Consider the following 23,207-nt stretch of genomic DNA (forward strand, 5'->3'; position numbering starts at 1 on the left):
CAGCGTGAAGGAAGGACGCCGAGGGGGGGGCGCTCCCCCTAGCCCCCATTATTCCTGACGGTTCGTCGCGAAATCACCGAGTCACGTGGCGAGACCGGCGCGCGGAGCGGGAGGACCCGACGCGTACTCGTACAGTACGTCGAGGGGACGAGGGGTGAGCCCGCCGGCTGAAGACTTGTCGCAGGAGCGAATCGGCGATTGCAGCAGAATGGCTCAAGAGTAATGTGGACTAGGAACGCACTGGTTCGTAGATCTGATAGCGACCGATAGTCGTCACAAGTCGCACACGGTGTTGCGCAATCAACGGCTTGTAGAACCCGGCCCATCGGCCATACTCCCCGACCACCAAATAATCCGGCTCGCTCTTTAGCGGATCATAGGTGACTGCCTGCGCCTGGCCCTGCTCACGCCGGATGATCTCAACCAGGATGCGGGGTGGGGCATAGGTATAGGCTCGATGCAGGAAGAGAAACAGTTCGCTGTCATAGGTCTCAATCACTGCCGTCGGCGGGGTGGTCGTATTCAGGTAGTGGGTCACCGCAAACAGGTCGCGATTGTCCTCACGCGCTCGGAACGCATACCGTTCCTGCAGGGCGACCCACCCCATCACCGCCAGCAACAGGACAACAACGACGGCCTTGATTCCCTGACTCGTCAGGCGCCGGTTTCGCAACAGCCCAGTCAGACTCCTTGCCAGGAACGACACATTGAATCCGTCCGTGAGATCGCACAGCAGCGCTGCCGTGAATGGCGCAGCCAAGAACAATCCAGGCAGGGCATAACGCGGCTCACCGGCGCAGAGAAACGCAAACCAGGCCAGCCAGCTGCCGGCCAACAGCACCAGCATGATGTGCACCGTCTGCTCGACAGATACCTTGCCGACGGAACCCGACGCTCGCCGCAGACGCCAGGCAGCATAGGCAAGTCCGAGCGGATACTCAGGCCAGCATGCGAACAGGTACTGCATGGTCTCCAGACGAATGGACGGCACAAACACCAACGCAATGGCTTCTGTCATTCCGTCTACGGGGGGATGCGGCATGATGTGTCCGGCCAACAACCAATCCTTGCCTGCGATCAGCAGCCGACACCCGCCCCATGCACCGATCAGGGCCACGGCCAGCCGGCCGACAATCGACCAATCGCCGCGGAGGCCCATGAACAGCATGGTCCCCACTAAGGAAGCCACAAGGAATGGTGCGACCTGCGTCTTGGTCATCCATGCCAACGCCCAGCATCCCACCGCAGCGACCTGCCAGAGTGGCCGATTCCTACTCTTGAGCACGCAGAGAAACCCGGCAAGGAGGAAACACAACAGCGGCATCTCGCCCAGGACTTGCCGGCCGATATAGAGGGGATGGATCGACCACTTCAGCGGAACAAGGATCAATAGCGCCACGGCCGCCATCGCGATCGATCGGCCGTACAGGCGCCGGGTCACAGCATAGAGCAGCAGGAACGCCCCGAACGTGAACAGCAATCCCACTAGTCGCGTCTGCCACACACCCACGCCGAACAAGGCAAAACCCGCCGCTACCGAGGCCACTACCGGGAAGTGCGCCGCCAATGAGGGAGGCGCCGGCTCGCCCTTGAACAAGCACCCGTAATGTCCCAGTTCCACCCAGGTCCGTGCAACGCAGACCGTCCAGCCTTCATCGAACCACAGCGGCGGAAAACTCTCGATATGAATCAGGCCGCTGCCAAACACAAGGAGGAACACAACACCGGCAATCGTTGCGTCCACGACCCAGGAGGCGGAGTTGAGCCGTTCGATCACGAAACCGGCCGCAGGCACAGAGCCGGCATTGCCGGAATCGAGCTGTTGAGAGAGCACCTCATGACCATCATCCGGCGGCGACGGCACTGAAGAAGCAATAGACATAGCGAGTGAAGTCCTGGAAACATCCCGGCGGGCGAAGTATCGTGGAGAACGACTTCCCCCGCTCTTTTCTCTTTAGGCCGACGACGGATGCGTTGTCAGAGTCTGGGCTTGCGCGCCGACTTCCTGATTTCGCTCGGCCGTGGCTGGAAGGAGCAACGGCGCGCACCGATAGACCACCACCGTCACGGGCTTCTTTCCATGCCGCGCTTCCAACGCTGCCCGCAAGGTCGCCCACTCTCCGAACCATTGTGCGCGGGGAAACACACCCATCAATCCATCGGGTTTCAGGCCGGGTGAGAGGACCAGCAATCGGTGTTGTGTTTGACGAATCAGTGTGAGCACCGTGCGCAGCTTTTCGAGAGGGCGGTCGAGATCCGCCAGGCGAAAATGGCTGAGCCGTCTGGTAATGCGCGACCAGAGCGGACTGGCCACGGGAAACAATTCATGCGTGCCCATGCCGAGCGGACAGGCGGCAATCACCACACGGGATGCCTCCGGCCCAGCGCGCTCGATCGGCCACATCCCGCGGTCCTGCGCGAACTGCCAACTGGTATCGAAGGGGTACATGTCCGCTACGACAATGTCTGCCTGGGGCATGAGCGGCACGCGGTACATCTTCTGCGCCGCACACACGCCGGCCTCGTGCGCCTCCACGAGATCACCCGCGAAGAGTCCGCTGATCTGTCGGCGGTGATTGATCGTGACATTCGCAATAAAGTCGAGGCCGACGGTTCGGGCGACCGCGATCATGTCCCGGCGCAATTCCGTATGGATGGAACCACCCCGCTCACGCGACCCACGCAGATAATCGTGCATCGTCCTGGCGGTCTCCAGCCCGCAGACGGCCGGAAGAACGATTTTCGCGCCACCTGAAAACCCGGCGATGGGATGCGGATAGATACAACCAACCCCAATCTTGAGATCACAGTCCATCACGGTACGATTGACCTGGAGCGGTAAGCCGCCCGGAGACCTGCCGAGATCGACCAGATCATCCCGGCTGTCGTGGGCCAACAGGCGCACCTCCGCAGGAAGGTGTGGACCGACCTTTTTTGCCATGTCTTCCCTGGAGGCGGGCGGATGGGTGCCGCCCGCCACCAGCACGGTCATCGCGCGGCCTGGCATTCCCGCTCGCCTCAACTCATCGATGAGCAGCGGAAGAAGGTCGGCAGCTGGTGTGGGCCTGGTGAGATCATCAACGATAATCACGGCCTTCATCTTGCCGATGGCCAGGTCGGCGAGTCGCCGGGACCCGATGGGATGCCGCAATCGTTCACGCAGCTCATCGGCGGTCATCGTCGGCTCGTCCTCCGGGCCCAGCTCAACCACCTTCCACGTGGGCGGAAATCCGATCGTCAAAGGTGCGTCGCCGAACCATGCCCTTGTCCGCAACTGGACGTCACTCATGGCCGACGCTCCGTCGTAGAAGTGGCGGTTGATCGCGACCCCTGACTCCGGTGAGTTCCGGAGCATGCCCAGATCCCTCGCCACATGCCCCAGAGAAATCCGGCGGCCTGGCACTTTTCTCCCAGCCAAAACCACCAGAAATGGCGCGCGTCATGAAACTCCTTTCGGGCAAACGGCCCCACCAGTTTCAGCCAGCCCGCTTTCAGCCAACGCGGGTTCGTCTTCTTGCCGGCCTCTCCCCACAGCAAACTATCCTGTGGCACGACCCCGCTGGTATCCGCACGCATCACTCGAAACAATGTCGCGATCGCAAGGCCGCGCTGGAAGGAATGCCGCACATGCTGAATGCCCGTTGCTCGGCGCAGATGGGTTACGGGATTGGGGACATAGACCATTCTGGCTCCTCGTTTCCGCAGGCGCCAGATCAATTCCCAGTCTTCACCCGCCCCCGTAAAGGCAGGATTAAACACATATCCATCGGCCTGCTCACAGACCATCAGGCAATCTCGTCGAAAGAGAATGTTGCCGGTGTTTCCCACTAACCCTCCCGGATCGAGTTGTTCCATCGTTGGAAGAGGGGTGCGACGACGGATGGCGTCCAGCAACGGGTCGGTTTCCTGAAAGGTGCCGCCGGCGACGGCCGCATCGTGGCGGTCGAGCGCGCTTACCAGTCGTTCCAGCCAGTCCGCAGGCGGAATCCCGTCATCGTCGGCAAAGGCGATCACATCCCCCGTGGACCGGGCAATGCCCTCGTTCCTTCCCCAGGCCACCCCTCGGCGTTCGCGGTCAAGGACGACGATGACTTCATCGGGGGGTCTGGTCTGTTTCGCGAGCGCAGCCTGGCAGGAGGCCAGAGTCTCCCGGCCCAGGGTGGGAATGACGACGGAGATGGTGTGTCGATCAGCGGGCATCTCCGACTTCAGCCTCCTCATTCGATGCCGTGGCCCTCAACCGTAGCAACCACGGCGCCAACATTCGAAACATCGTCTCGCCCACCTGACGAAATACGCCCGGCAGGTTCTGCACCAGCAATCCCAGTTCGTCGACCTGTACCAGGCCAAGCGCGAACACGCCCCCCCAATACAGCAATAGCCCACCGAACACACCGGCCGGCACAGCCAACATCGGCGGCGTCACCAGCGCAGACAGGCCCGCCACGGCAAGGCCGGTCCCCAGCACAAGCCCCAGCAGACGTGACACTGCACATCCTGTGAAGGGATGCACCCGCCGGTTCCGTAAGATCCAGGCATACCCGACCGCAACCGAGGCAAACGACAGCGAGGTTGCGCAGGCCGCCCCGGCCGCGCCGCCCCCGGGAATCAGTATCACGCACAGTCCGACATCCAACAGCACGGCAATTCCCATCACGCGGATCAACTGCGAGCCTCCTCCGCCCGCTTGAATCACCGGCCAGAACACGCGGGCCAGCGCATAACAGAGCGCTCCGGGAACCAGCAGACGCAAGCCAAGCGTGGCGTCACGAAACTGCGGTCCGAAGTAGACCGCAACAATCTGATCCCCGAGCACAAAGACCAGCAGCAGCAGGAAGATCGTCCCCAGCATCACATACCGTGTGAGGCGACTCACCAGTCTGGTCACCTCATCAATCTTCCCCTCCGCCCAGAAGCGCGCCGTCGCTTGTAACATCACCCCTTCGACCGCAATGGGAATGAACCATACAAACTGTGACCACTGCACCGCCGCCGCGTAGAGGCCTGCCTGGGCTTCCCCCGCCAAATGACGGACGAGAATGATGTCCAGCGAGCACAGCGCCATGTTGAGCACGGAAAAGACCATGGCCGACAGGCCAAATTGTAGGAGGTTCCGAGTAGCCGGAGGGGGAGGCTGGGCCGCTCTCACGACCGAGCCTTCCTTCAGCGCATGCCGCACCGCCTGCAAACAGGCAATCGCCACATAGAGATCCGCGAGCAACAGCCCGGCAAACACACCAACAACTCCCAGGCCGTTCATAGCCGCCAGGATGGCGAGCAGTCCCGCGATGAAAACGCCGATGATGCCGGGAACCGCGGCCCGTTCCTCATACCGAAACCCGTGTAACACTCCGCGCGCATAGAACCAGACTTGATCCAGCATCAGCACGCCGACCACGACCAAGGCGATCGATCCTTCGCCTATGCCCGTTGAGGCGGTGCTCCGGATTACCCACCCTGCGATCAGCCCGACGAGTAAGACTCCGATACCGTTGATGAGCGCTCCGGATCGTGCGACCGTGCGACACCACCCTCCATCATCAGGGCGCTCGGCGATGCGCTTGGTCATTGTCTGCATCATCCCGACGTTGGCACATTGTGCGGCGAGGAGGAGTACTGCGAGGTAGTAGGCATACTGTCCGTAGGCCTCGATGCCGAGGTACCGCGCAAGCACCGGCAGCACGAGCGCCGATGTCGCCAGTTTGGCCATCGCCCATCCACCGACGGAGATAATTCCTTTAGACACCGCCTTTGCCGACATGCGTATTCCGTCGTGCGCCGGTCACGTTTGCAAGAGTCACACGCGACCAGACGCTCCCGATTCAGGCAGCAAACCGCGCATATTGCTCTTGATGGGCGGCCAGGGCTCTGGAGGTTTCGTAAGTCGCTCGCACATAGTCATAGGCCGCACGGCCCTTCTCCAGCGGAGCCTCTGCAAGAAGACTCCGGATCGCCGCGGCATAGTCGTCATCGTGCACCTGCTTTCCGAACCGCGTTGCGAACTGGTCCGGATCTACACTGCTGATGATCGGACATCCGTAGGCAGCCGCCTCCAGGAAGGTCAGCGGAAGCCCTTCGCGTACCGCCGTGCTCACGAAGATCCAGGTGTCCGAGAGAAGTTGATGCATCCGTTCCGGCTCGCGAAAGCGATTGATCAGCCCCGGCATTTCGAGATTGGGCACGTCACGAAAACGACGTCGCAACTCCGCGTCAAAACCGGCCTCCGCAGAGGCGCTGCCCTTTCCGACGGCCACGAACCGATACTCAGGAAACTGTGCGGCCAACTCCAAAAACAGCCAGGGGCGCTTGCGTTTGTCCCAACGGGCCACAAACGTGATCGTGGGCCGTTCGCTTTTCCGCGGCACTGCGGCGGGCACATCAATGAGATTGGGCAACAGGGCCGGTAACTCCGTGAGCCCGTATAGACGCTTGACCTTCTCTTTCAGAAAATGCGCGGGACAATAGACCGCGTTCGCGCGACGCACCGCCTGCCTCACCAGCAATCCGGATTCGGTCAGGTAATTGAGCGGCGTCAGCAATCGACGCATCGGAGTGGCGTAAAGAAACTCCACCCACCAGTCGCTCAACTCCCGTGGATCGCGGCTGGTGACCACATGTGCGCGGCGCGGGTGAATCCGTTGCGCCAGATAGGTCAAGACGGTCGGATCCTGCGAGTGGAAAATATCGGCGTTGGATGCTCGAATCAGACGGCAGGCGTCGACGACGTTTCGCGGAGAGAAACTGCGGATCTCCACCCCGCCGATGGTTTCGATCGGCCGTTGCCCTCGGCGTCCAGGCACGATGACACTGACCCGGTGGCCGGAGGAGGCAAGACTCTCCGCGAGCTTCCGGGACATGCTGCCGAATCCGCCGTAAATCCCCCAATCGAAATACTGGCTGGTGAGAATACACACGCGCGGATGTCGGTTCATACCCGTGGTTCCTTGGTGAGTCGGCGTACCGACCCCACGGCTGTATGACGGCCGAGGCGCTCGACTGATGACGCCATCAGCCCTTCACACAAGTCGAGATACCGTGTCGCCAGAGCCGCCCAACCGAACTGCTGGGCACGGTTTCGCCCCTCCTGTCCCATCTGCTTGCGCCGGTCGTCGTCGTTCAACAACCGCTGCAACGAGGCGGTCAGTGCCGGAACATCGGCCCAGGGCACAATCTCACCGTTCTCTCCCTGCGTCACCAATTCCGCGGTGCCCCCCGTATCCGTCACCACGACCGGCAGCCCGGACGCCATCGCTTCGAGCAGCGCGATCGACATGCCCTCGTGCTGGGACGGGAGAACAAACAGATCGGCACCCTGATACATCCTCGGCATCTCTTCGCGCGGCACAAATCCCTTGAACGTCACCGCGTCCGTCACCTTCAAACTCTCGGCCAACTCGCGCAACTGCGGCTCGGCATCGCCGGTCCCCACGAACAGCAGCGCCATCGGTTCAGCGCAGGAAGCGCGTAATTGCGCAAAGGCCTGCAAGAGATGGTGTTGCCCTTTGCGCTCAATCAGCCTGGCGACACAGATGATCGTGAAGGGCCGTGCCGGAACCTTTCCGGCGGGAACGAACGACCTGGTATCGACCCCATTGGGAATCGTCACCAACGCCAGCTCAGGCATGGTGCGATGTGCCAGCGCCACCTGTTCTGCGCTGATCGCCGTCACGGTACCGGCCCGCCGCCAGATCCATTTGATCAAAGGGGTGAGCACAGGGTAGAGGGAGTGGTATCGCGCTTCGAACCAGGGGACATCGGGCCCCTGTAACGACAGGACATAGGGCAGGCCATGCGTTAGGCGCAACACGAGGCTGATGGCGCCGGCCGGCACGCCCGCAAAGGCCACGCTCACGTCATACCGGTGCTGCGAGAGCAATCGTCTGGCCTGCCACAGGCCCCGCCAACTATACCGCAACAGCTCACGATTGGTGGCATGATGGATGTTCTGATTGTCGACCGGCACCTTGTAGATCGTGATGCGATCGGCGAACCGCTCTGTTTCATAACGCGTCCGACTCCGCGAGGACGTCACGAGATCGACGATCACGTCCGACCGCCGAGACATCTCCTCCAAGAGGTGAAAATTGACGACCCCCGTGCCGCCCCCGAGGGGAGGGAACTCGTTATCGAACATCAGAATGCGAATGACGATTATCTCCTGGTCACACGGCGGGCCACATACAACGGGCGGTGCTTGACCTCGTCGGAAATCCGTCCGATGTACTCGCCGATCACGCCGATCGTCATCAGCTGAATGCCGGCAAGGAAAAAGATCGACACGACCAGCGTGGTAAAGCCTGCGACCCCAACACCGATGGTTAGTTTCTTGATGACATAAAACAGCGCCACCAAAAACGAAAGGAAGGAAACGGTAAACCCCAGCACCGTGATCACACGGAGCGGCATATGGCTGAACGAAACCAGGCCGTCCAGCGCGAGGTAGATCAGTTTGCTGAAGGTATACTTGGGCACCCCCGCATGCCGCGCTTGACGTTCATACGGCACACCGATCTGCTTGAAGCCCACCCAACTGCGAATACCCCGGACGAAGCGATTCCGTTCCGGCATCCGCACCAGCATATCCACCACTTTCCGGTCCATCACGCAAAAGTCTCCGGCATCCAGCGGGATCTCAATATTGGCGACCCGCTGCAACAGCCGGTAGAACGCCGCATAGGCCAACCGTTTCCCCCACCATTCCTTGCGCTCGGTTCGCACCGCATAGACCACGTCCCATCCCTCGCGCCACTTTGCGAGGAAGAGATGCAGGACCTCGGGAGGGTCCTGCAAATCGGCATCCATGATACAGACAGCGCGGCCACGGCTATGTTCGAGACCGGCACTGATCGCGACCTGGTGCCCGAAGTTTCTGGCAAACTCCACAATGACGATGCGTTGATCCTCCGCCTCCATCCTTCGCAAGATCTCCGGGCTCTCATCCTGACTACCGTCGTCTACCAGAACGATTTCATACTCCATTCCCAGATTGACCAACGCCCTGGTGAGGCGGCCATGCAAGGTGGGAAGATTCTCCGCCTCATTGAACACCGGAATGATGACGGACAGCTCGGGTCGCCCATTCGATGGCTCCGCCTGTCCCATCATGGCTGCAAAGTTTGCCGGTGTGAGGACAGGTCTCTCGCCTTCAGGGTTGCGTTCAAGCGCCGAAGCCAAGGCGCGACAAAATCGCAGGGCCTCGACCGGATCCTCCAACGGCGGCAGCATACGGTGGCCTACCCGATCCGCACTGACCATAGTCTTACGGTCCTGCTCATGCGGTTGAGCTGAGGAAGCGCGCTTATAGGGTGGTTGCATGGTGTTCCCGTACGATGTCAGGCCTACGGTCTTCCGACAGCCGTGCGGTCGGTCGACACAAGAAATCTCCGACCACATAAGTGTAGCAAGAGAATCGTTTTCCTCCAGTTGACGCGAAAACGCCCCACACAGGGCTTGATAGGCGACCGACATCCTCCCTTCACGCAGCGGGGGTAGGAAAAAGGGCAGCTATGTTGGTGTGAAATGGACGAACGGTCGGAAGCAGATCAGGGGACTGGAACAGCAGACTTCTCGCCCTTGGTCAGGAGGGCCAGGCAGGCTAACCCAATGGCAATCCAGACGAATTCTCGAAAGCGTCGTAAAAGAGCGAAGGTGATGCCCGTGACCTCGCCATACCCGAAGGCGGAGAGAAGGAACAGGTTTCCGGCATCCTGCGCACCCAGGCTGCCCGGAATGAAAAATGTCCCTCCCTTGATGAAGACCGAGAGGGCCCCAATGGCAATGGCCGGCAAGACATCGATGGATTGCCCCATGCAGAGAACCATCACATACACCTCTAGCGCCTCGGCCAGCCAACCCAACAGAAACAATCCCGTTGAAAAGAGGAAGGCCTGTCGCTGATGGGCATAGAACCCGGCAATGGTGCGATCCAATTCGAGCAACTGCTGTTCGCGCGCTTCCAGAAACTGGACGCGGAGCCCGATGCGCCGCAGCAGCGCGAGGATCCATCCAAACATGCCCTGCCGCTGCACGAGCACAAAGGCTCCGACCCCGAACAGCAACAGCCCAACGCTGACCAGCCCCGCAGTAATCGTCTGACCCGCCGATCCCTCGGCACCCAACAACCAGAATCCCAGGCCGATCCCCGACAGGATGAAGACAATCTGTGCGATCGTCATGGTGGTCTTGGCCGTCACCACGGAGGCCAGGCCCTCCACCATCGGCACGCCATCTCGCTTCAACAAGTAGGCCTTCAGCGGTTCGCCTCCCACGTAGGCGGTGGGCGTCGTCATGTTCACGACTTCTCCGGCGGTGCGAATGGCCAAGATGCGCCAAAACGGGACGCCGTTCGCCCAGGTGCCCAGCGTCACCCGCCAGCCATAGGCCTCGAGCACATACATGAGGAGCGAGGGAAGTAGGACCAGCACCATGGCAGCGGGACCCAGTTGCGTCACCGCGTCGTAGATACGCCCGATACCGATGTGCCAAATCAGTGCGGAGAGGGTCAGCGCCCCGAGGACAAGCAGAGCGGCCTTAAGCACGGGCCCGTGCCGACGGTCGGATCACCCACAACATCATCAACCAGAAGACGGTTGACCCGAGTGCGGCCATCCACAGGAACCAGTTGAGGGTATCCAGCAGCGCAAACAGGAAGACCACCACGGAAAAGTCCCGGCTGGCCACATTCTTCAAAATAAAATCGGACCAGGCCGCCTGCTTCGGCGTCTTCCAGCCCCGCGTGGCGCCGATTTTTTGCGCCTTCGTCACCAGCCAGAAGGCCATGGCATTGCCGAATATCGCCGCGCCACCCAGGGCCAACGGAACCCAGGCGTCTTCCGCGCCGGCCTGTCGGACATAGGCTCCGCAGGCAATGCCGGCGAAGATGGCGATATGCACCACATTGTCCATGGCGATATCTAACCAAGCCCCGAACGGGGATTCCGTAAACGTGAGCCGCGCGACTTCGCCGTCGCAGCAATCGATAATAGCAGCGAGTTGAAACAACAGCGCAGCGATAATGCCCGCCGTATACGTCCCCAGACCAAATCCGACGGCGGACAACAGACCGACGGCCGTCGCCACCATGGTGATGGTGTTGGGAGAACATTTCATCCGCAGGAACAGTCTGGTCAACAGACGCGAGAAGGTGCGGTTGAAGTAGCGATCGACAAACCCCTCGGCGTCGCCTTTCAAGGAACGGAACAACGTCCGCTCCGCCAGGCCGGCGCTGACCTGATCCGACACCTCGCGATACCAGAGGCCCGCCTGGGATGCGGCCGCCACCACCCGCACGCGACCTTCCACCGCCGCCTGTTCCAGCCACCGACGCATGGGAACGGTGCCCGATGGCTCGACAGCGCTTCTGGTCGCACCAGTCCCGGCTCCGGCCGGTGGATTCAAAATGCTCGCCGGTACGACCACAAGATCCGCCGCCACCTGGTGATGTTCCTGGCTCGGCTGATTATGAAACGACACCAGCCGCCCCTCTTGTAAGGCGACGACCGGATTCCGACGACCGGACGAGGACTCCTCCGGCCCTCCCGCCCTCGTCACCACCAGCGCCTCCCCGTCTCGCACCGTTTGCCGCAGATGCTCGATCAGGTGCTTCGAAAACACCGCCTGCACCCCGGCAATGAGACAGAACCCTCGCACCTCGGTCGCCAACGATTCCCACGTCCGCGGATCATCCAGCGGAAACTCACGTACCGGCATCCACCGGACCGGAATCGTCACACGCGCCCCACGCGCCAAAGCTTGCTTCAGCAACTCTTCATCAGGGCCGGCCAGCACGATCAACTGGCGAATGCCCCCACGTTGCAACGTGAGCACGGTCCGCTGGAACAGGCTCAAGCCGCCGATATGGGTCAGGGGGCCGACGTCGGCCAGCCCGCGACCAGGGCGATCGCCGAACAAGCCCGCGCCGGGCAAGAGGATCGCCGTGCTCAATCCCTGGAGTTCGGCGCCTCGTTGAAGGGTACGTTCACTCATCGTCGGACTCGTCGTTCGTATTTCGTGGTTCGTCTCTCGTCAGCAGAAAAGAGCTATAGCGCACCGTGTGTGTCAAGAAACCGAGTGTGGCCTCTCAGCTCTCAGGTATACGCCACCGGGCATACGCTCTGACCTCGACGAGAGACGCTTCACGATTCGCGTGTTTTGCGAACTCCCGCCTAGTTTACAGCCGTGGCAGAACCTCACGCTCCGCCTTCGTCACATCTTCAGGGAAATCGATTTCCGTCCAGGGCAACCCGCCGATTTTTTCATGTCCGACTTTGACATCCCGAAAATACTGCAGCAAGCCGTCTTCGTACTCCATATCCCATCGCCCCTGATCGATGTACCCGTTGAGGGAAGCGATCACGTGGGGGGCATCCGCCCGACGCACCCGGAGGAACCCCACCCCTTCACCGGCGAGATCGTACCGATCAGGCATCTTCTTGCTCAGCGCAACAACGCGGTCGCCCTGCACGACGACCATACATTCTTCGCCGGTTTGCTTCACCGTGTCGTCCATCAGCAGGCAATTCTCATACGACGAGGACACCAGACGCCGAAGGATTTCCCGATGAAACAACACGTCTGCGTCCATGATGACGACATCGTCGGTCAGCGCCTGCCTGGCGATCCACAGGGACGAAATGCTGCCCCGGTGAAACTCCTCGTTCACCAGATAGGAAAGATCCACCCCATGACACTGCGAGCCAACCGCTGCCCGGATCATCTCCTGCTTGTATCCAACCACAATGGTCGCGTGCTTGATCCTGACCGAGGCCAGGGATGCCAGATAGCGGGACAGTAAGGTCTGCCCGCCGATCTCGATCAAACACTTCGGTCTGTGCTGGGTCACCGGCCAGAGGCGTTTGCCGACCCCAGCCGCGAGGATAATGGCCCTCATGCGCGAGCCGTTGCTCCGGCGAGCACTTCCTCAAAAGCTCCAAGAAATCCGTCGATCTGACCATCCGTGAGGGCGCCCATATTCGCGACGCGGAAGACCTTCGATTCCAGCTGCCCTTGACCGGCATAGATCACGTAGCCGCGAGCTTTAAGCTGATCATGCAAGGTGGCATAATTGAGGCCTGCGGGCAGATGGAAGGCGGTAATCGTGTTCGACTGCACGTCCGCCGGCAGGAAAGGCTGCACACCCATACCCGCCATCCGCTCGCGAATTTTCGACGCCATGCGCCGATACCGCTGGAAGCGGTTAGTCAGCCCTTCTTCCAGCAACTCGTCTAGCGCCTCCTCAAACGCATAGTACACCTGCACGGCCGGCGTGAAGGGCACGATCCCCCGCCCTTGCTCATCGACGTAATGCGTCAGGGTCAGATACCAGGACCGCTTGGGATACTTGCGCATCTGCTCCAAAAATCCCTTACGCAGCAGGACAAACGAGACGCCGGGGAATCCCTGAATGCACTTCCCGGCCGTTCCCGCCACCATATAGATGTGCGATCCGGCAATATCAATCGGTTCGCCCGCCAGGCCACTGACGGAATCGAGGACAAACACCCGGTTGAGACTGTCCACGACCTCGGCAATTTCTTTCACCGGATTAATCAAGCCGGTCGTCGTCTCGTGATGGACCATCGACACGGCATGCACCTCAGGATGCTGCCGCAGGGCCAATCGCAGCCGCTCGGGATCAGGTCTCATGTGCCAGTCCGACTTGAGTTCAGACACCCCGAGGCGCTGCAGGCCGATCATATTGGACAGACGTTCGCCGTACACCCCGTTATTGAGCACCAACATGCGCTTGCCCAGCGGCAGGCAAGACATGACGGCTGATTCCACCGCCGCCGTGCCGGACCCCGTCAAAATGACGGCCACATACTCAGACTCCGCGCCGGGCACGAACGCCGTGAGCAGCTTCTGCTGGATGCGAAGCAGCATGTCGGAAAATTCAGATTCTCGATGGCAGATGTCCGGACGCAACAAGGCCTGCCGCACCCGTTCGCTTACATTTACCGGACCTGGATTCAGAAGTATCATCGTTATGCCTCAGGCTGTTGATCGGAACGGAGCAGGACGGGCTCACCCAGCACGTTCAGTGCGCCGCAATTATTCAATGGCTTTCATGAAACGCGCAGAGATCGCCGGCGGCTCCAGGGCAATCCGCCCGGCATCCTCGACAAACTCGTTCACCTTGACGAGCAACATGCTCGGCCCATCATTCTTCAACATATCTTTGAATTCGTAGACGAGATCTTCACGGTCCAACACACGCTCGACCGCCACGTATCCGGCCGCCCGCGCCACCTTTTCCAATTGGACGACGTTGGAGATAGTCGGCTGATTCCCCGTCGACCCATAGACCTCATTGTCGAACACGACATGAACAAAATTCTTCGGCCTCAAGGCGCCCACCGTGGCCAACGTGCCCATCCCCATCAGCACGTTCCCGTCGCCGTCGAACACGATCACCTTCTTGGACGGTTTGGAGAGCGCCACGCCTAAACCGATGGCCGCGGCATTACCCATCGAACCGATCATGTAAAAATGCGTCGGTCGATCGGCCAGCTTTTGGGCTTCCCGCGAAGGAAATCCGTTGCAAATGATGACCGGCTGGTCTGTGAGCAGTTCGAGCAGCGCGGCCATCGCCTGCGCCCGGCTCTGCATCGTTCCCTGTTCCGGTCTCATGGGTGCAACCCCTTGATGATGCCCTTCTTGATCAACAGGGCCACGGGAATACGCTGTTTCATAAACGTCTGTCCCACCCACCGGAGATCGTCCGCCATGGTCGGTTCCGATAGGGTACGGTGCGGAATTTTCATCGTATCAAGCAATTGCGGCATCGTCTCGCCCATGACCAGATGTTCCGGGGCGTCTTTGCCTTCAAAACCCCGCCAGGATATCAGCAAGATGCAGGGCTGCCGATAGATCAGATTGAGCGAAACTAAGGTATTGAGCGAAGTGCCCAACCCGGAGTTCTGCATGAGCACGGCCGGAATTTTTCCGGCCATAAACGCACCGGCTGCCATGGCGACGGCTTCATCCTCACGCACGGCGGGCGTATAGAGTTTGCGGGTGAGGAGTTCTTCGATGATGCCGCCCAAGAGGGAATCGGGCACGCCCGTGAAGAAATTGACCCCTAACTGTTCCAGCGCCTGCACGAAGACGTCACTGTCGACCATGAACCCTGCTCCTCTGGCCGAGACGAACCCGGCACAAGAGGCGCATTATAGCCAAGGGGTCCCCCATTCACAAGAACGACGCGCACGGGTTGCCGCCGCCGGAACGACCGTGATAGCGTGCCGATTAGCCCGGATTATTCATGACGGTTCGTCGCAAAATCGCCAAGCCGCGTCGTGAGACCGAGAGGCGAGCCCGTCGGCCGCAGGCTTGCCGGAACAGCGGATCGGCGAGTGCAGCAGAAGTGTTCATGAATAATGCGGGCCAGACCCATTCAATCGCCATGCGCACTGCCTGTTCGATATGGTCGCCTCCCGCCTTCCGGCGCTGGGTGCTGCTGCCCGGCCTGCTGCTCCTCGGTCTTGTTGCACCAGTCTTCGCCATCACCATGGCGAATGATCCGCACGGCTACCATGATCTCCGCTGGGGCATGCCCCTCACCGACATGTCGGAGCTCCTGGTGACGCGTGAGAACACCCATACCACCGATTACACATTCCGTGACCGTCCTCCCATGTATGCCGACATCCCGGTGGATAGTGTGCTGCTTTCCACCGTGGATGCCCAATTCGCACGGGTCACCATTCGGTATAGCGGGGCCCAGGCCCATAAGCAGGTGTTGCAGTATCTCGAACGGACGTACGGCGTCATCGAGCGGCTTCCGGGACAGATGATGCGAGGCCTGAACCAGCAATATACCTGGCGAGGACCGGACACGGAAATCAGCCTGACATATGAAGCCAACCGGGATCGGGGATTCATCTTCATCGAGAGCCGCAACCTGGCCCCCCGATTTCAAGATCGGATGTCGGACACCGCGGAGTAACCGGACATGCGCACACCACGTACCCGCCCCCAATCCTGTTGGTTACTGACGATCCTCACGCTGGCCAGCCTGTGGATGCCCATCGATCCCGCACTGGCCGTCCCCATGCAAAACGACCCCAATGGATTCGAAGGCATCCCCTGGGGAGCGGCCTTTACCGAATCGGACCAGTTCGTCAAGGTCGAGGACGCGGGCCGGGTGCAAACCTTCGAGCTCAAAACGTCGCCGCACCTATTGGGACCGGCGACGGTCGACTCGATGAAGTTCAGTACCATCGACGGAAAATTTGCCCGTGTTATGGTGCGCTACACCGGCAAAGAGACCCATGACCGCCTGCTGGCGTTTTTGCAGCAACAATTCGGACCGATCGATCAGACTCCCGGTCAGATGGCCGGCGGCGCCGTGAAATTCTTCAATTGGCAGGGGCCCGACAGCGCAATCATCCTCCGCTACGACCTTCGAACCAGCCTCGGGGTGATTTTTTTCGAGAGCGAAGCCTTTCGCGTGAAGTTGAACGAAGGCAATTCCCCCTCCACGTTCTGACCGGTCTTCCGGCTGCTCCGCGACTTCTTCCCGACGAGGCTGAAATGCCTGCGATTCTTGTCTTGTTTCACGCTCGCATGATAGCCTGACGGTGAGTAACCACTCACTCACCGGACAGCCCATTCGATGAAAGCAGCCGCCGCCCTTGCCCGCACCCCCGGCCGGGACCGTCAAGCCAGCCTGATTTCCTCCGCCGCCAGTCTCTTTGCCGCCAAGGGGTTCAAAGGCACCACGACGAAAGAAATCGCCAAGGCCGCCGGTGTGAGCGAGGCATTGGTGTTCAAGTATTTTCCGACCAAACAAGCGCTCTATGCGGCAATCCTCGCCGAGAAAGCCCCCCTCAGCGAGTTGCTCAGCGCCGTCGAGGACATGGCCCGCAAACGTGACGACCATCGCGTCTTTACGCTCATCGCCGGATACCGCATTCGCCCGGGAGCCGATCCAACAATGCTGCGCCTGTTGCTGTTCAGCGCCTTGGAAGGCCACGAGCTGGCGGACATGTTTTTCGGCAAACAGCACCGGGTGTTTTACGACTATCTGGCCGGCTACATTCAGGCCAGGATCGACGAGGGCGCCTTTCGTCCGATCGATCCTCTGCTGGCGGCGCGCGCGTTCATCGGGATGGTGGTCCACCACCGTCTGCTGCACGAGATTTTCGAGGTTCCGTTGCATTGTCCCCATAAGGACATCGTGGCCACCTACGTGGAATTGTTCTTGAAGGGCTTGCAACGTCCCTCGGCAGCCAAGAAACGAGGCCTGACCCGTGTCCGGTAACCCGATCACACGACATCCCATCGTCACCCTGGGGCTGATCGTCTTTGTCGCTGTGGCAGCCTTGGTGGTGTTTCGCCTCACCAGCGGCGCCAAGACCGACCCGCGCAAGAACCGGATCCTGACCGTGGGCACCATGACGCCCCTCAAGCAGGATCTCGACGTGCGGTTGACCTATACCGCCGATTTGATCCCGAACCAGCTCGTCAACATCTTCTCACGCGTGGACGGCTACATTGCCAAGATCTATGTCGATAAGGGCGATCTGGTGAAGGCCAATCAACTGCTGGTCGAAATCGATCACACCGACTATGTGCATGCCGTCAATCAGGCCAAGGCTAACCTCCTCTCCGCGCAAGCGAAAGTGGTTCAGCAGGACGCCGGCGTGCGGAATGCCACGCTCACGCTCGACCGCATGCAAGCGCTGATCAAGGACCAGTTCGTTTCCCAACAGGATCTCGACACCGCGCTGGTGAACCGCGACGCGGCAGTGGCCTTACAGGATTCTTTGCGCGCCCAAGTACAACAGATGACCGTCGCCCTGGCGCAGGCCGAAACCAACCTGGCCTACTCCTACATCCGCGCTCCGTTTGCAGGCTATATCGCAGAACGCAACCTCGATCCGGGCGCCTATGTGAGCGGCACGACCGCCAGCACATCGACTGTGTCGCGTGGCATCTTGAGCGTGCACGACGTCGAAACCGTGCGCACGCTGATCGAAGTCGTGGAGAAGGACGTCCCGCTCGTGCAAGTCGGGCAACGCGCTGATGTGCGTGCGGAAGCCTATCCGAATGAGGTATTTGAGGGCCGGGTCACGCGCATTGTTCAGGCCTTGAACCGTGCCACCCGCACCATGACCGTGGAGGTTGATCTGCCGAACAAAGACCATCGCCTCAAAGGCGGCATGTTCGCCCGCGTTGAAGTCCTGGTCGGAAAACATCCTCACGCGATTCAGATTCCGCTGGACGCCGTGAGCCGGCTGGAAGAATCGCAGTACGTCTATGTGGTCAAGGATGGAAAGGCCCATCAGGTTCCCGTTGAACTGGGCGCTCGCGCCGAGAATCGGGTGGAGGTCGTGAAGGGCCTTGCGGGGGACGAGCAACTCATCGTCTCCGGCAAAGATCTGGTCAGCGAAGGCGTCCCCGTCCAAGTCCAACCGATGGATGCCGTGAAACGTGAGTCCAACAGCTAACTGATACAGGAGTCTCCCGCGTTGACGGCATACTCCCTGCGTTTCACCTCTAACGTTTCACCGTTCACGTCTCCGATATGTGGCTGACACTCCTCGCGCTCCGCAATCGCATCGGCATCCTGATGTTGTCCCTCGCCATGGTGATCTTGGGGGCCACGTCGCTGGAACGACTGCCGGTCGATCTCTTTCCCAACATTCAAGTTCCGGTCGCATTCGTCGGGGTCATTTACAAGGGCGCGCCTCCGCTCGATATCGAACAGAGCGTCGTGTACCCCATTGAGAAAGCCGTCAGTTCCGCCTCCAACGTCGAACATGTGGAGTCCTTTGCCAAGCAAGGCATCGGGGCGGTGCAGATCTGGTTCAATTGGGGCGCGGACATCAACGTAGGCCAAATGGAGGTGATGCAGCGCATCACCCAGATCCTGAACAGCCTGCCACCCGGCATTCTCCAACCCTTTATCGTCAAGTTCGACGTCTCCAATATTCCCGTCGCGTTCGTGACTGCATCCGGCGGCGACCTTGACGAACGGGCACTCTACGACCTGGCCTACAACACCATTGCCCCGCAAATCGAACAAATCGCCAACGTCGCGGCCGCCACGGTAGAGGGCGGGAAGATCCGGCAGATCAACATCAATCTGGACCCGGCACTGCTCCAAGCGCGAGGCCTGTCGATCCTCGACGTCGTCAAGGCGGTGAAGGCCTCCAACCTGATCCTGCCGTCGGGCGACATCAAGGCCGGGAACCTCGACTACAACGTGTTCACCAACACCCAGTTCAAAACCGTGGAACCGATCAACGACGTCGTCGTCAAGATCGACGCGCGCGGCAATCCCGTGCGTGTGCGGGATGTCGGTGTCCTGACCGACTCCTCGGACATTCAAACCAACGTCGTCCGCACGGACGGCAAACGGTCGGTGTATCTCCGCGTCAACAAGCAGCCGATCGCCAACACGGTGGAAGTGGTCGATGCGTTGCGCAAAGCGATTCCGAAAATGATCGGCATCCCGCCCGGCGTGCAGCTGGGGATCTCCTTCGATCAATCGATTTACATCCGGCAATCGATCAAGAACCTCATTGAGCAGGCGCTGCACGGATCGTTGCTCGCGGCGGCGGTCATTCTCCTGTTCCTGAGAAATCTCACCAGCACGCTGATCATCTCCGTCGCCATCCCGCTCTCGATTCTCGTGACGTTCATCGTGCTGTATTTCACCAATCAGACCCTCAACGTGTTCACGATGGGCGGGCTCGCGCTGGGTATCGGGCGGCTGGTAGACGACTCGATCGTCGAGCTCGAAAACATTCAACGCCATCTGAACGTCGACCGGAACCGCTGGGACGCCATCGTCAACGCCGCGCGCGAGGTCGCCATGCCGATCTTCGCCTCCACGGTCACCACCGTCGTCGTCTTTCTGCCGATGTTTTTTATCGTCGGTATCGCAAGACTCCTGCTCATTCCGCTGACGCTCACGATCGCGATCGCACTCTTCACCTCGTTCTTCGTCTCCCGGACGGTCACCCCTGCACTCTGTTATCGTTTCTTGAAGTCGGAGCAGGAGGCGCACCGCTCCCTGCCCTCCTGGTTCGTGCGCATCATGCAGTGGAGCCAGCGCCGCTACGAAGCCCTCGATGAAGGATACGAACGCAGCCTGCGCTGGGTGTTGGCCCATCGCCGTACGTTATTGGTCGCCGTGGTCGCGCTGTTCGTCAGCTCCCTCGCGCTCCTGCCTTTTATCGGGACCGAATTTTTGCCGGTGTCGGACGAAAGCCAGTTCCGTATCGTCTTGCGAGCGCCCGTCGGCCAGCGGGTGGAAAAAACCGTCGACCAAGTCGCCGAAGTGGAACGGGTCCTGCGCGAAAAGATTCCGCCGAATGAACTGGAAGCGATCGCTTCCAGCACCGGCGTGCTTGCGCAGGGACGCTCATCGCTGTTTAATCCCAACACGGGGCCGCATACCTCGGTCATTTCCGTGTACCTCGTGTCCCCTGACAAGCGGCGACGCAACCAGGTTGAGATCATGAACGCCGTGCGGCCGTCGGTGGTCAAACTTTTTCCCGGCGTGGCGATGTTCTTCGATCCGGGCGGCCTGGTCAAACGTGTGACGAGCTTCGGGTCGCAAAAGTCCATCGACGTGGAAATTTACGGTTACGACTTCGAGAAGGCTCGCACCGTCATCCAACAAGCGCAGGAGATCATGCACAAGATCCCGGGCATGGCGGACATTGAGGTCAGCCGGGAAGAGAACTACCCCGAAGTGAACGTGGTGGTGGATCGGGAGAAGGCGGCGCTACTCGGCATCAGCGAAACCGACGTCGCGAATGCCGTGTTGTTTTCCCTGAACGGCAACGGCCAAACCGACCCCATCATTTACACCGATCCGCAAAACGGGAATGAATACTACATCAGCGCCTGGCTCGCCGAGGAACACCGCAAGGACCTGACGGCCATCGAGCACGTATTGCTCACGACCAAAAACGGCGAACCGGTGCTGCTGAAGAATCTGGCCACATTGAAGTTGAACGCCGGGCCCGTGAAGATCGAGCGCAAATACTTCCAGCGCGTCGTCCACATCACGGCCAACCCCGTCGGCCGCGATCTCGGCGCGATCGCCCAGGACCTGGAAACAGCATTCGCCCAGATGCAGTTGCCGACAGGCTTCAGCATCCGCCTTGCCGGCCAAATCCAGCAACAACGCGAGACCTTCGAAGGCCTCATGTATGCCAGCGCCCTGGCCTTGATCCTGGTGTACATGGTGATGGCTGCGCAGTTTAAGTCGCTGATCGATCCCTTCATCATCATGTTTTCGGTGCCGATGGGCATCCCGGGCGTGATCGTGATCCTCTACCTGACGAATACCACGATCTCCACCTCGTCATTGATGGGCATCATCATGATGCTGGGCATCGTTGTCTCGAACGGCGTCCTATTGGTTGATTACACCAACGTGTTACGGCGCCGCGGCCTGGACCTTGCCACCGCCGTCGTGACGGCCTCGCGCACCAGGCTCCGGCCGATTTTGATGACCTCCCTCGCCACGGTGGTCGGCCTGATCCCGATGGCCCTCGGACTGGGAACGGGCAGTGAAACCAACGCACCCCTCGCGCGCGCGGTCGTGGGCGGTCTCACCGTCTCGACGATTCTGACGCTCTTCCTCGTCCCGACCGTCTATACGATGCTGGAAGAACGGTTTCCACGGCGGGCCGATCAACTGGGTGAAACACCGGCAGAAGCTGAATTGGCCGGGCAGCAGGCTTGACGGAAGTCGTTGAGGATAAACGCGGGTTGAATGGACTCTTACGAAAGCGGCGCGAAAAAACCGGAGGCGTATTCACTGGAATACGTTGAGGATTTTTTCGCGCCGAGACGCCTGGTGACGGCTTCTCCACAGCCTGGGCGAGAACTTCTTCGCATGAGGAATGGTCTGAGGCGGGGCGCGACACGCAGGATGTTCAAAAAGGCCGTTCAGCGCGGCCGCAGCGAACGAAGAGGCGAGGCGTGCTGTGTCCTGTACGTCGAGCCTCAGAGAGACGCGAGAACAAAGCTAGCGGACTTTTTCAACATCCTGCTAAGGACGGAGACTGGGGAAGAGGGACGCCAGCTGCATCGCCAAGCCCATGTCACCGCTGATACGGAGGCGACCGGTCATGGCGATCATCGTGCCGCTGACCTGGCCGTTCAGCACACGGAGACAATCTTCACCCGACATGGCCAGCGTGACATTCGGGTCCGGATGAGTGCCCTCCGACACCTGGCAGGCCCCATCCCGGATCTGCACGAGATACTGCCCCCCGTCGGCACCGTGCAAATCGAATTGGTAGACCACATCCAGTCCCTCGGCCGCCTCAGGGTCCAGCTTGCCGGCGAGCGTATCAAAGAAGGCCCGAACCGTTTTGGGTTGTGAGTGAGTCATGCGATGGCGCCCCGGCGAGCGTACATCCCCCGCCGGGGCGGATGTACCAGGCTAGTACCGCAACATGGCCCGATGGCTCGAACGACGGGCACCGAAGAAGGCCTTGGAGAATTCTTCGACGACGGTCGGTTCGTACCCTTTGCAACTGAAAATATCGAGATAGGCGCTGTTGGTGTCATTGGCGAAGTGACCGCTGATCAAGGAAGTCTCGATCAACTGCACCATGCTGTAACCCGCCACGCGACCTTCACCGAAATTGACGATCTGGCAGGCGCCATATCGCTTCATTTCGATCAACTCGCAGAGCTGCACCACATAGGCTTCAATCTGTTTGGCATCGCGGATGCGTTCGGGAATGCAATCGTGGAGGTCAACGGAGGTGCAAATACCCCAGGCCTTGCCGGGTCCGACAGAGTCCGGATGGACGGCGGAGTCAGCAATCCTGGGTGAAGATGATGAGATGTCGTCGGAGGTGGCACCTTCGGCGTTGTGCATATGCGATACGACCTTTCTGTTGGGGGTGGTGGGAGTGGTGAAGCATCTCTTTTGCACTATACTGAACGTTTGAAACACTGTAAATATTTATCTCCGAAATTTCTCGTGCGCAGCGCACGTTGACAAACTCTCAGACCCTTAGCGAGAATGCGCGCCATGACTGAACCATCCACATCGCCGTCCAACGCATCGCCCTCGACCCCCGCCTTGCCCGAACGGCTCTGCACCTGGTGCAAGGTGGCCATGACCACACGACTGGTCGCTGGGGGGCAATTCATTCACTACACCTGCCCCAAGTGCGTCTTTCAACATACCACTAAGCGCGCCCCTCAGTAGGTTCGGCATTAGC

The 23,207-nt window shown here is 60.3% G+C and carries 22 protein-coding genes; 6 read left to right on the forward strand and 16 right to left on the reverse strand.

From position 1 onward, the window contains the following. Nucleotides 1–229 precede the first annotated feature (229 nt). The 14 genes from KJA79_RS02630 to KJA79_RS22920 all read right to left on the reverse strand — a co-directional run bounded on the left by KJA79_RS02630 (nucleotide 230) and on the right by KJA79_RS22920 (nucleotide 15,372). Nucleotides 230–1,882, reverse strand: a complete 1,653-nt coding sequence (locus tag KJA79_RS02630; protein ID WP_213040442.1) for an ArnT family glycosyltransferase — start codon at nucleotides 1,880–1,882, stop codon at nucleotides 230–232. A gap of 72 nt (nucleotides 1,883–1,954) precedes the next feature. Further along, the gene (locus KJA79_RS02635) at nucleotides 1,955–3,289 is read right to left on the reverse strand and encodes a lactate racemase domain-containing protein (RefSeq protein ID WP_213040443.1); all 1,335 of its coding nucleotides are present in this window, start codon (nucleotides 3,287–3,289) and stop codon (nucleotides 1,955–1,957) included. After that, a complete protein-coding gene (locus tag KJA79_RS02640) occupies nucleotides 3,286–4,200 on the reverse strand; it encodes a glycosyltransferase family 2 protein (RefSeq protein ID WP_213040444.1) in 915 nt (304 codons plus the stop codon). Before KJA79_RS02640 ends, KJA79_RS02635 begins: the two co-directional genes overlap by 4 nt. Then, the gene (locus tag KJA79_RS02645; protein ID WP_213040445.1) at nucleotides 4,190–5,761 is read right to left on the reverse strand and encodes an oligosaccharide flippase family protein; all 1,572 of its coding nucleotides are present in this window, start codon (nucleotides 5,759–5,761) and stop codon (nucleotides 4,190–4,192) included. The genes KJA79_RS02640 and KJA79_RS02645 overlap by 11 nt, the downstream gene beginning before the upstream one ends. 61 nt (nucleotides 5,762–5,822) lie before the next feature. Continuing rightward, the gene (locus KJA79_RS02650; RefSeq protein ID WP_213040446.1) at nucleotides 5,823–6,932 is read right to left on the reverse strand and encodes a glycosyltransferase family 4 protein; all 1,110 of its coding nucleotides are present in this window, start codon (nucleotides 6,930–6,932) and stop codon (nucleotides 5,823–5,825) included. Continuing rightward, the gene (locus tag KJA79_RS02655) at nucleotides 6,929–8,134 is read right to left on the reverse strand and encodes a glycosyltransferase family 4 protein (RefSeq protein WP_213040447.1); all 1,206 of its coding nucleotides are present in this window, start codon (nucleotides 8,132–8,134) and stop codon (nucleotides 6,929–6,931) included. Before KJA79_RS02655 ends, KJA79_RS02650 begins: the two co-directional genes overlap by 4 nt. A gap of 17 nt (nucleotides 8,135–8,151) precedes the next feature. Then, nucleotides 8,152–9,315, reverse strand: coding sequence for a glycosyltransferase (locus KJA79_RS02660; RefSeq protein WP_213040448.1), 1,164 nt, complete (start codon nucleotides 9,313–9,315; stop codon nucleotides 8,152–8,154). 227 nt (nucleotides 9,316–9,542) lie between these two features. Further along, the gene (locus tag KJA79_RS02665) at nucleotides 9,543–10,538 is read right to left on the reverse strand and encodes a lysylphosphatidylglycerol synthase transmembrane domain-containing protein (protein ID WP_213040449.1); all 996 of its coding nucleotides are present in this window, start codon (nucleotides 10,536–10,538) and stop codon (nucleotides 9,543–9,545) included. Further along, on the reverse strand, nucleotides 10,531–11,985 hold the full coding sequence (locus KJA79_RS02670; protein WP_213040450.1) for a CDP-alcohol phosphatidyltransferase family protein: 1,455 nt from the start codon (nucleotides 11,983–11,985) through the stop codon (nucleotides 10,531–10,533). The genes KJA79_RS02665 and KJA79_RS02670 overlap by 8 nt, the downstream gene beginning before the upstream one ends. Before the next feature lie 184 nt (nucleotides 11,986–12,169). Next, complete coding sequence (locus KJA79_RS02675) at nucleotides 12,170–12,889, reverse strand: phosphocholine cytidylyltransferase family protein (protein WP_213040451.1); 720 nt, start codon at nucleotides 12,887–12,889, stop codon at nucleotides 12,170–12,172. Beyond that, on the reverse strand, nucleotides 12,886–13,980 hold the full coding sequence (locus tag KJA79_RS02680) for a pyridoxal-phosphate-dependent aminotransferase family protein (RefSeq protein ID WP_213040452.1): 1,095 nt from the start codon (nucleotides 13,978–13,980) through the stop codon (nucleotides 12,886–12,888). The genes KJA79_RS02675 and KJA79_RS02680 overlap by 4 nt, the downstream gene beginning before the upstream one ends. A gap of 69 nt (nucleotides 13,981–14,049) precedes the next feature. After that, a complete protein-coding gene (locus KJA79_RS02685) occupies nucleotides 14,050–14,628 on the reverse strand; it encodes a thiamine pyrophosphate-dependent enzyme (RefSeq protein ID WP_213040453.1) in 579 nt (192 codons plus the stop codon). After that, the gene (locus KJA79_RS02690) at nucleotides 14,625–15,122 is read right to left on the reverse strand and encodes a thiamine pyrophosphate-binding protein (protein WP_213040454.1); all 498 of its coding nucleotides are present in this window, start codon (nucleotides 15,120–15,122) and stop codon (nucleotides 14,625–14,627) included. Before KJA79_RS02690 ends, KJA79_RS02685 begins: the two co-directional genes overlap by 4 nt. A gap of 124 nt (nucleotides 15,123–15,246) precedes the next feature. Next, entirely contained in the window at nucleotides 15,247–15,372 is a 126-nt protein-coding gene (locus KJA79_RS22920) for a hypothetical protein (RefSeq protein ID WP_281412648.1), read from the reverse strand. On the opposite strand from KJA79_RS22920, the gene KJA79_RS02695 reads away from it, so the two are divergent. The 5 genes from KJA79_RS02695 (at nucleotide 15,371) to KJA79_RS02715 (ending at nucleotide 21,709) form a co-directional block, all read left to right on the forward strand. Then, the gene (locus KJA79_RS02695; RefSeq protein WP_213040455.1) at nucleotides 15,371–15,946 is read left to right on the forward strand and encodes a hypothetical protein; all 576 of its coding nucleotides are present in this window, start codon (nucleotides 15,371–15,373) and stop codon (nucleotides 15,944–15,946) included. The genes KJA79_RS22920 and KJA79_RS02695 overlap by 2 nt on opposite strands. Nucleotides 15,947–15,952: 6 nt before the next feature. Further along, nucleotides 15,953–16,489: a hypothetical protein gene (locus tag KJA79_RS02700; RefSeq protein ID WP_213040456.1), complete on the forward strand. Its 537-nt coding sequence runs from the start codon at nucleotides 15,953–15,955 to the stop codon at nucleotides 16,487–16,489. Between the two features lie 126 nt (nucleotides 16,490–16,615). Next, nucleotides 16,616–17,263 carry a TetR/AcrR family transcriptional regulator gene (locus KJA79_RS02705; RefSeq protein ID WP_213040457.1) on the forward strand — a complete coding sequence of 216 codons (648 nt, stop codon included), beginning with the start codon at nucleotides 16,616–16,618 and terminating at the stop codon, nucleotides 17,261–17,263. Then, nucleotides 17,253–18,452, forward strand: a complete 1,200-nt coding sequence (locus tag KJA79_RS02710; protein ID WP_213040458.1) for an efflux RND transporter periplasmic adaptor subunit — start codon at nucleotides 17,253–17,255, stop codon at nucleotides 18,450–18,452. Before KJA79_RS02705 ends, KJA79_RS02710 begins: the two co-directional genes overlap by 11 nt. Before the next feature lie 77 nt (nucleotides 18,453–18,529). Next, entirely contained in the window at nucleotides 18,530–21,709 is a 3,180-nt protein-coding gene (locus KJA79_RS02715) for an efflux RND transporter permease subunit (RefSeq protein ID WP_213040459.1), read from the forward strand. 309 nt (nucleotides 21,710–22,018) lie between these two features. On the opposite strand, the gene KJA79_RS02720 is transcribed toward KJA79_RS02715, so the two are convergent. Together KJA79_RS02720 and speD are read right to left on the reverse strand one after the other, a co-directional pair. After that, entirely contained in the window at nucleotides 22,019–22,363 is a 345-nt protein-coding gene (locus KJA79_RS02720) for an SCP2 sterol-binding domain-containing protein (RefSeq protein WP_213040460.1), read from the reverse strand. A 51-nt stretch (nucleotides 22,364–22,414) separates the two neighbouring features. Beyond that, a complete protein-coding gene (gene speD / locus KJA79_RS02725; protein WP_213040461.1) occupies nucleotides 22,415–22,858 on the reverse strand; it encodes an S-adenosylmethionine decarboxylase in 444 nt (147 codons plus the stop codon). A gap of 156 nt (nucleotides 22,859–23,014) precedes the next feature. Between speD and KJA79_RS02730 the strand changes: the two genes are divergently transcribed. Next, entirely contained in the window at nucleotides 23,015–23,194 is a 180-nt protein-coding gene (locus KJA79_RS02730; RefSeq protein WP_213040462.1) for a hypothetical protein, read from the forward strand. Nucleotides 23,195–23,207 lie beyond the last annotated feature (13 nt).

This window comes from Nitrospira defluvii (assembly GCF_905220995.1).
Taxonomy (GTDB): domain Bacteria; phylum Nitrospirota; class Nitrospiria; order Nitrospirales; family Nitrospiraceae; genus Nitrospira_A; species Nitrospira_A defluvii_C.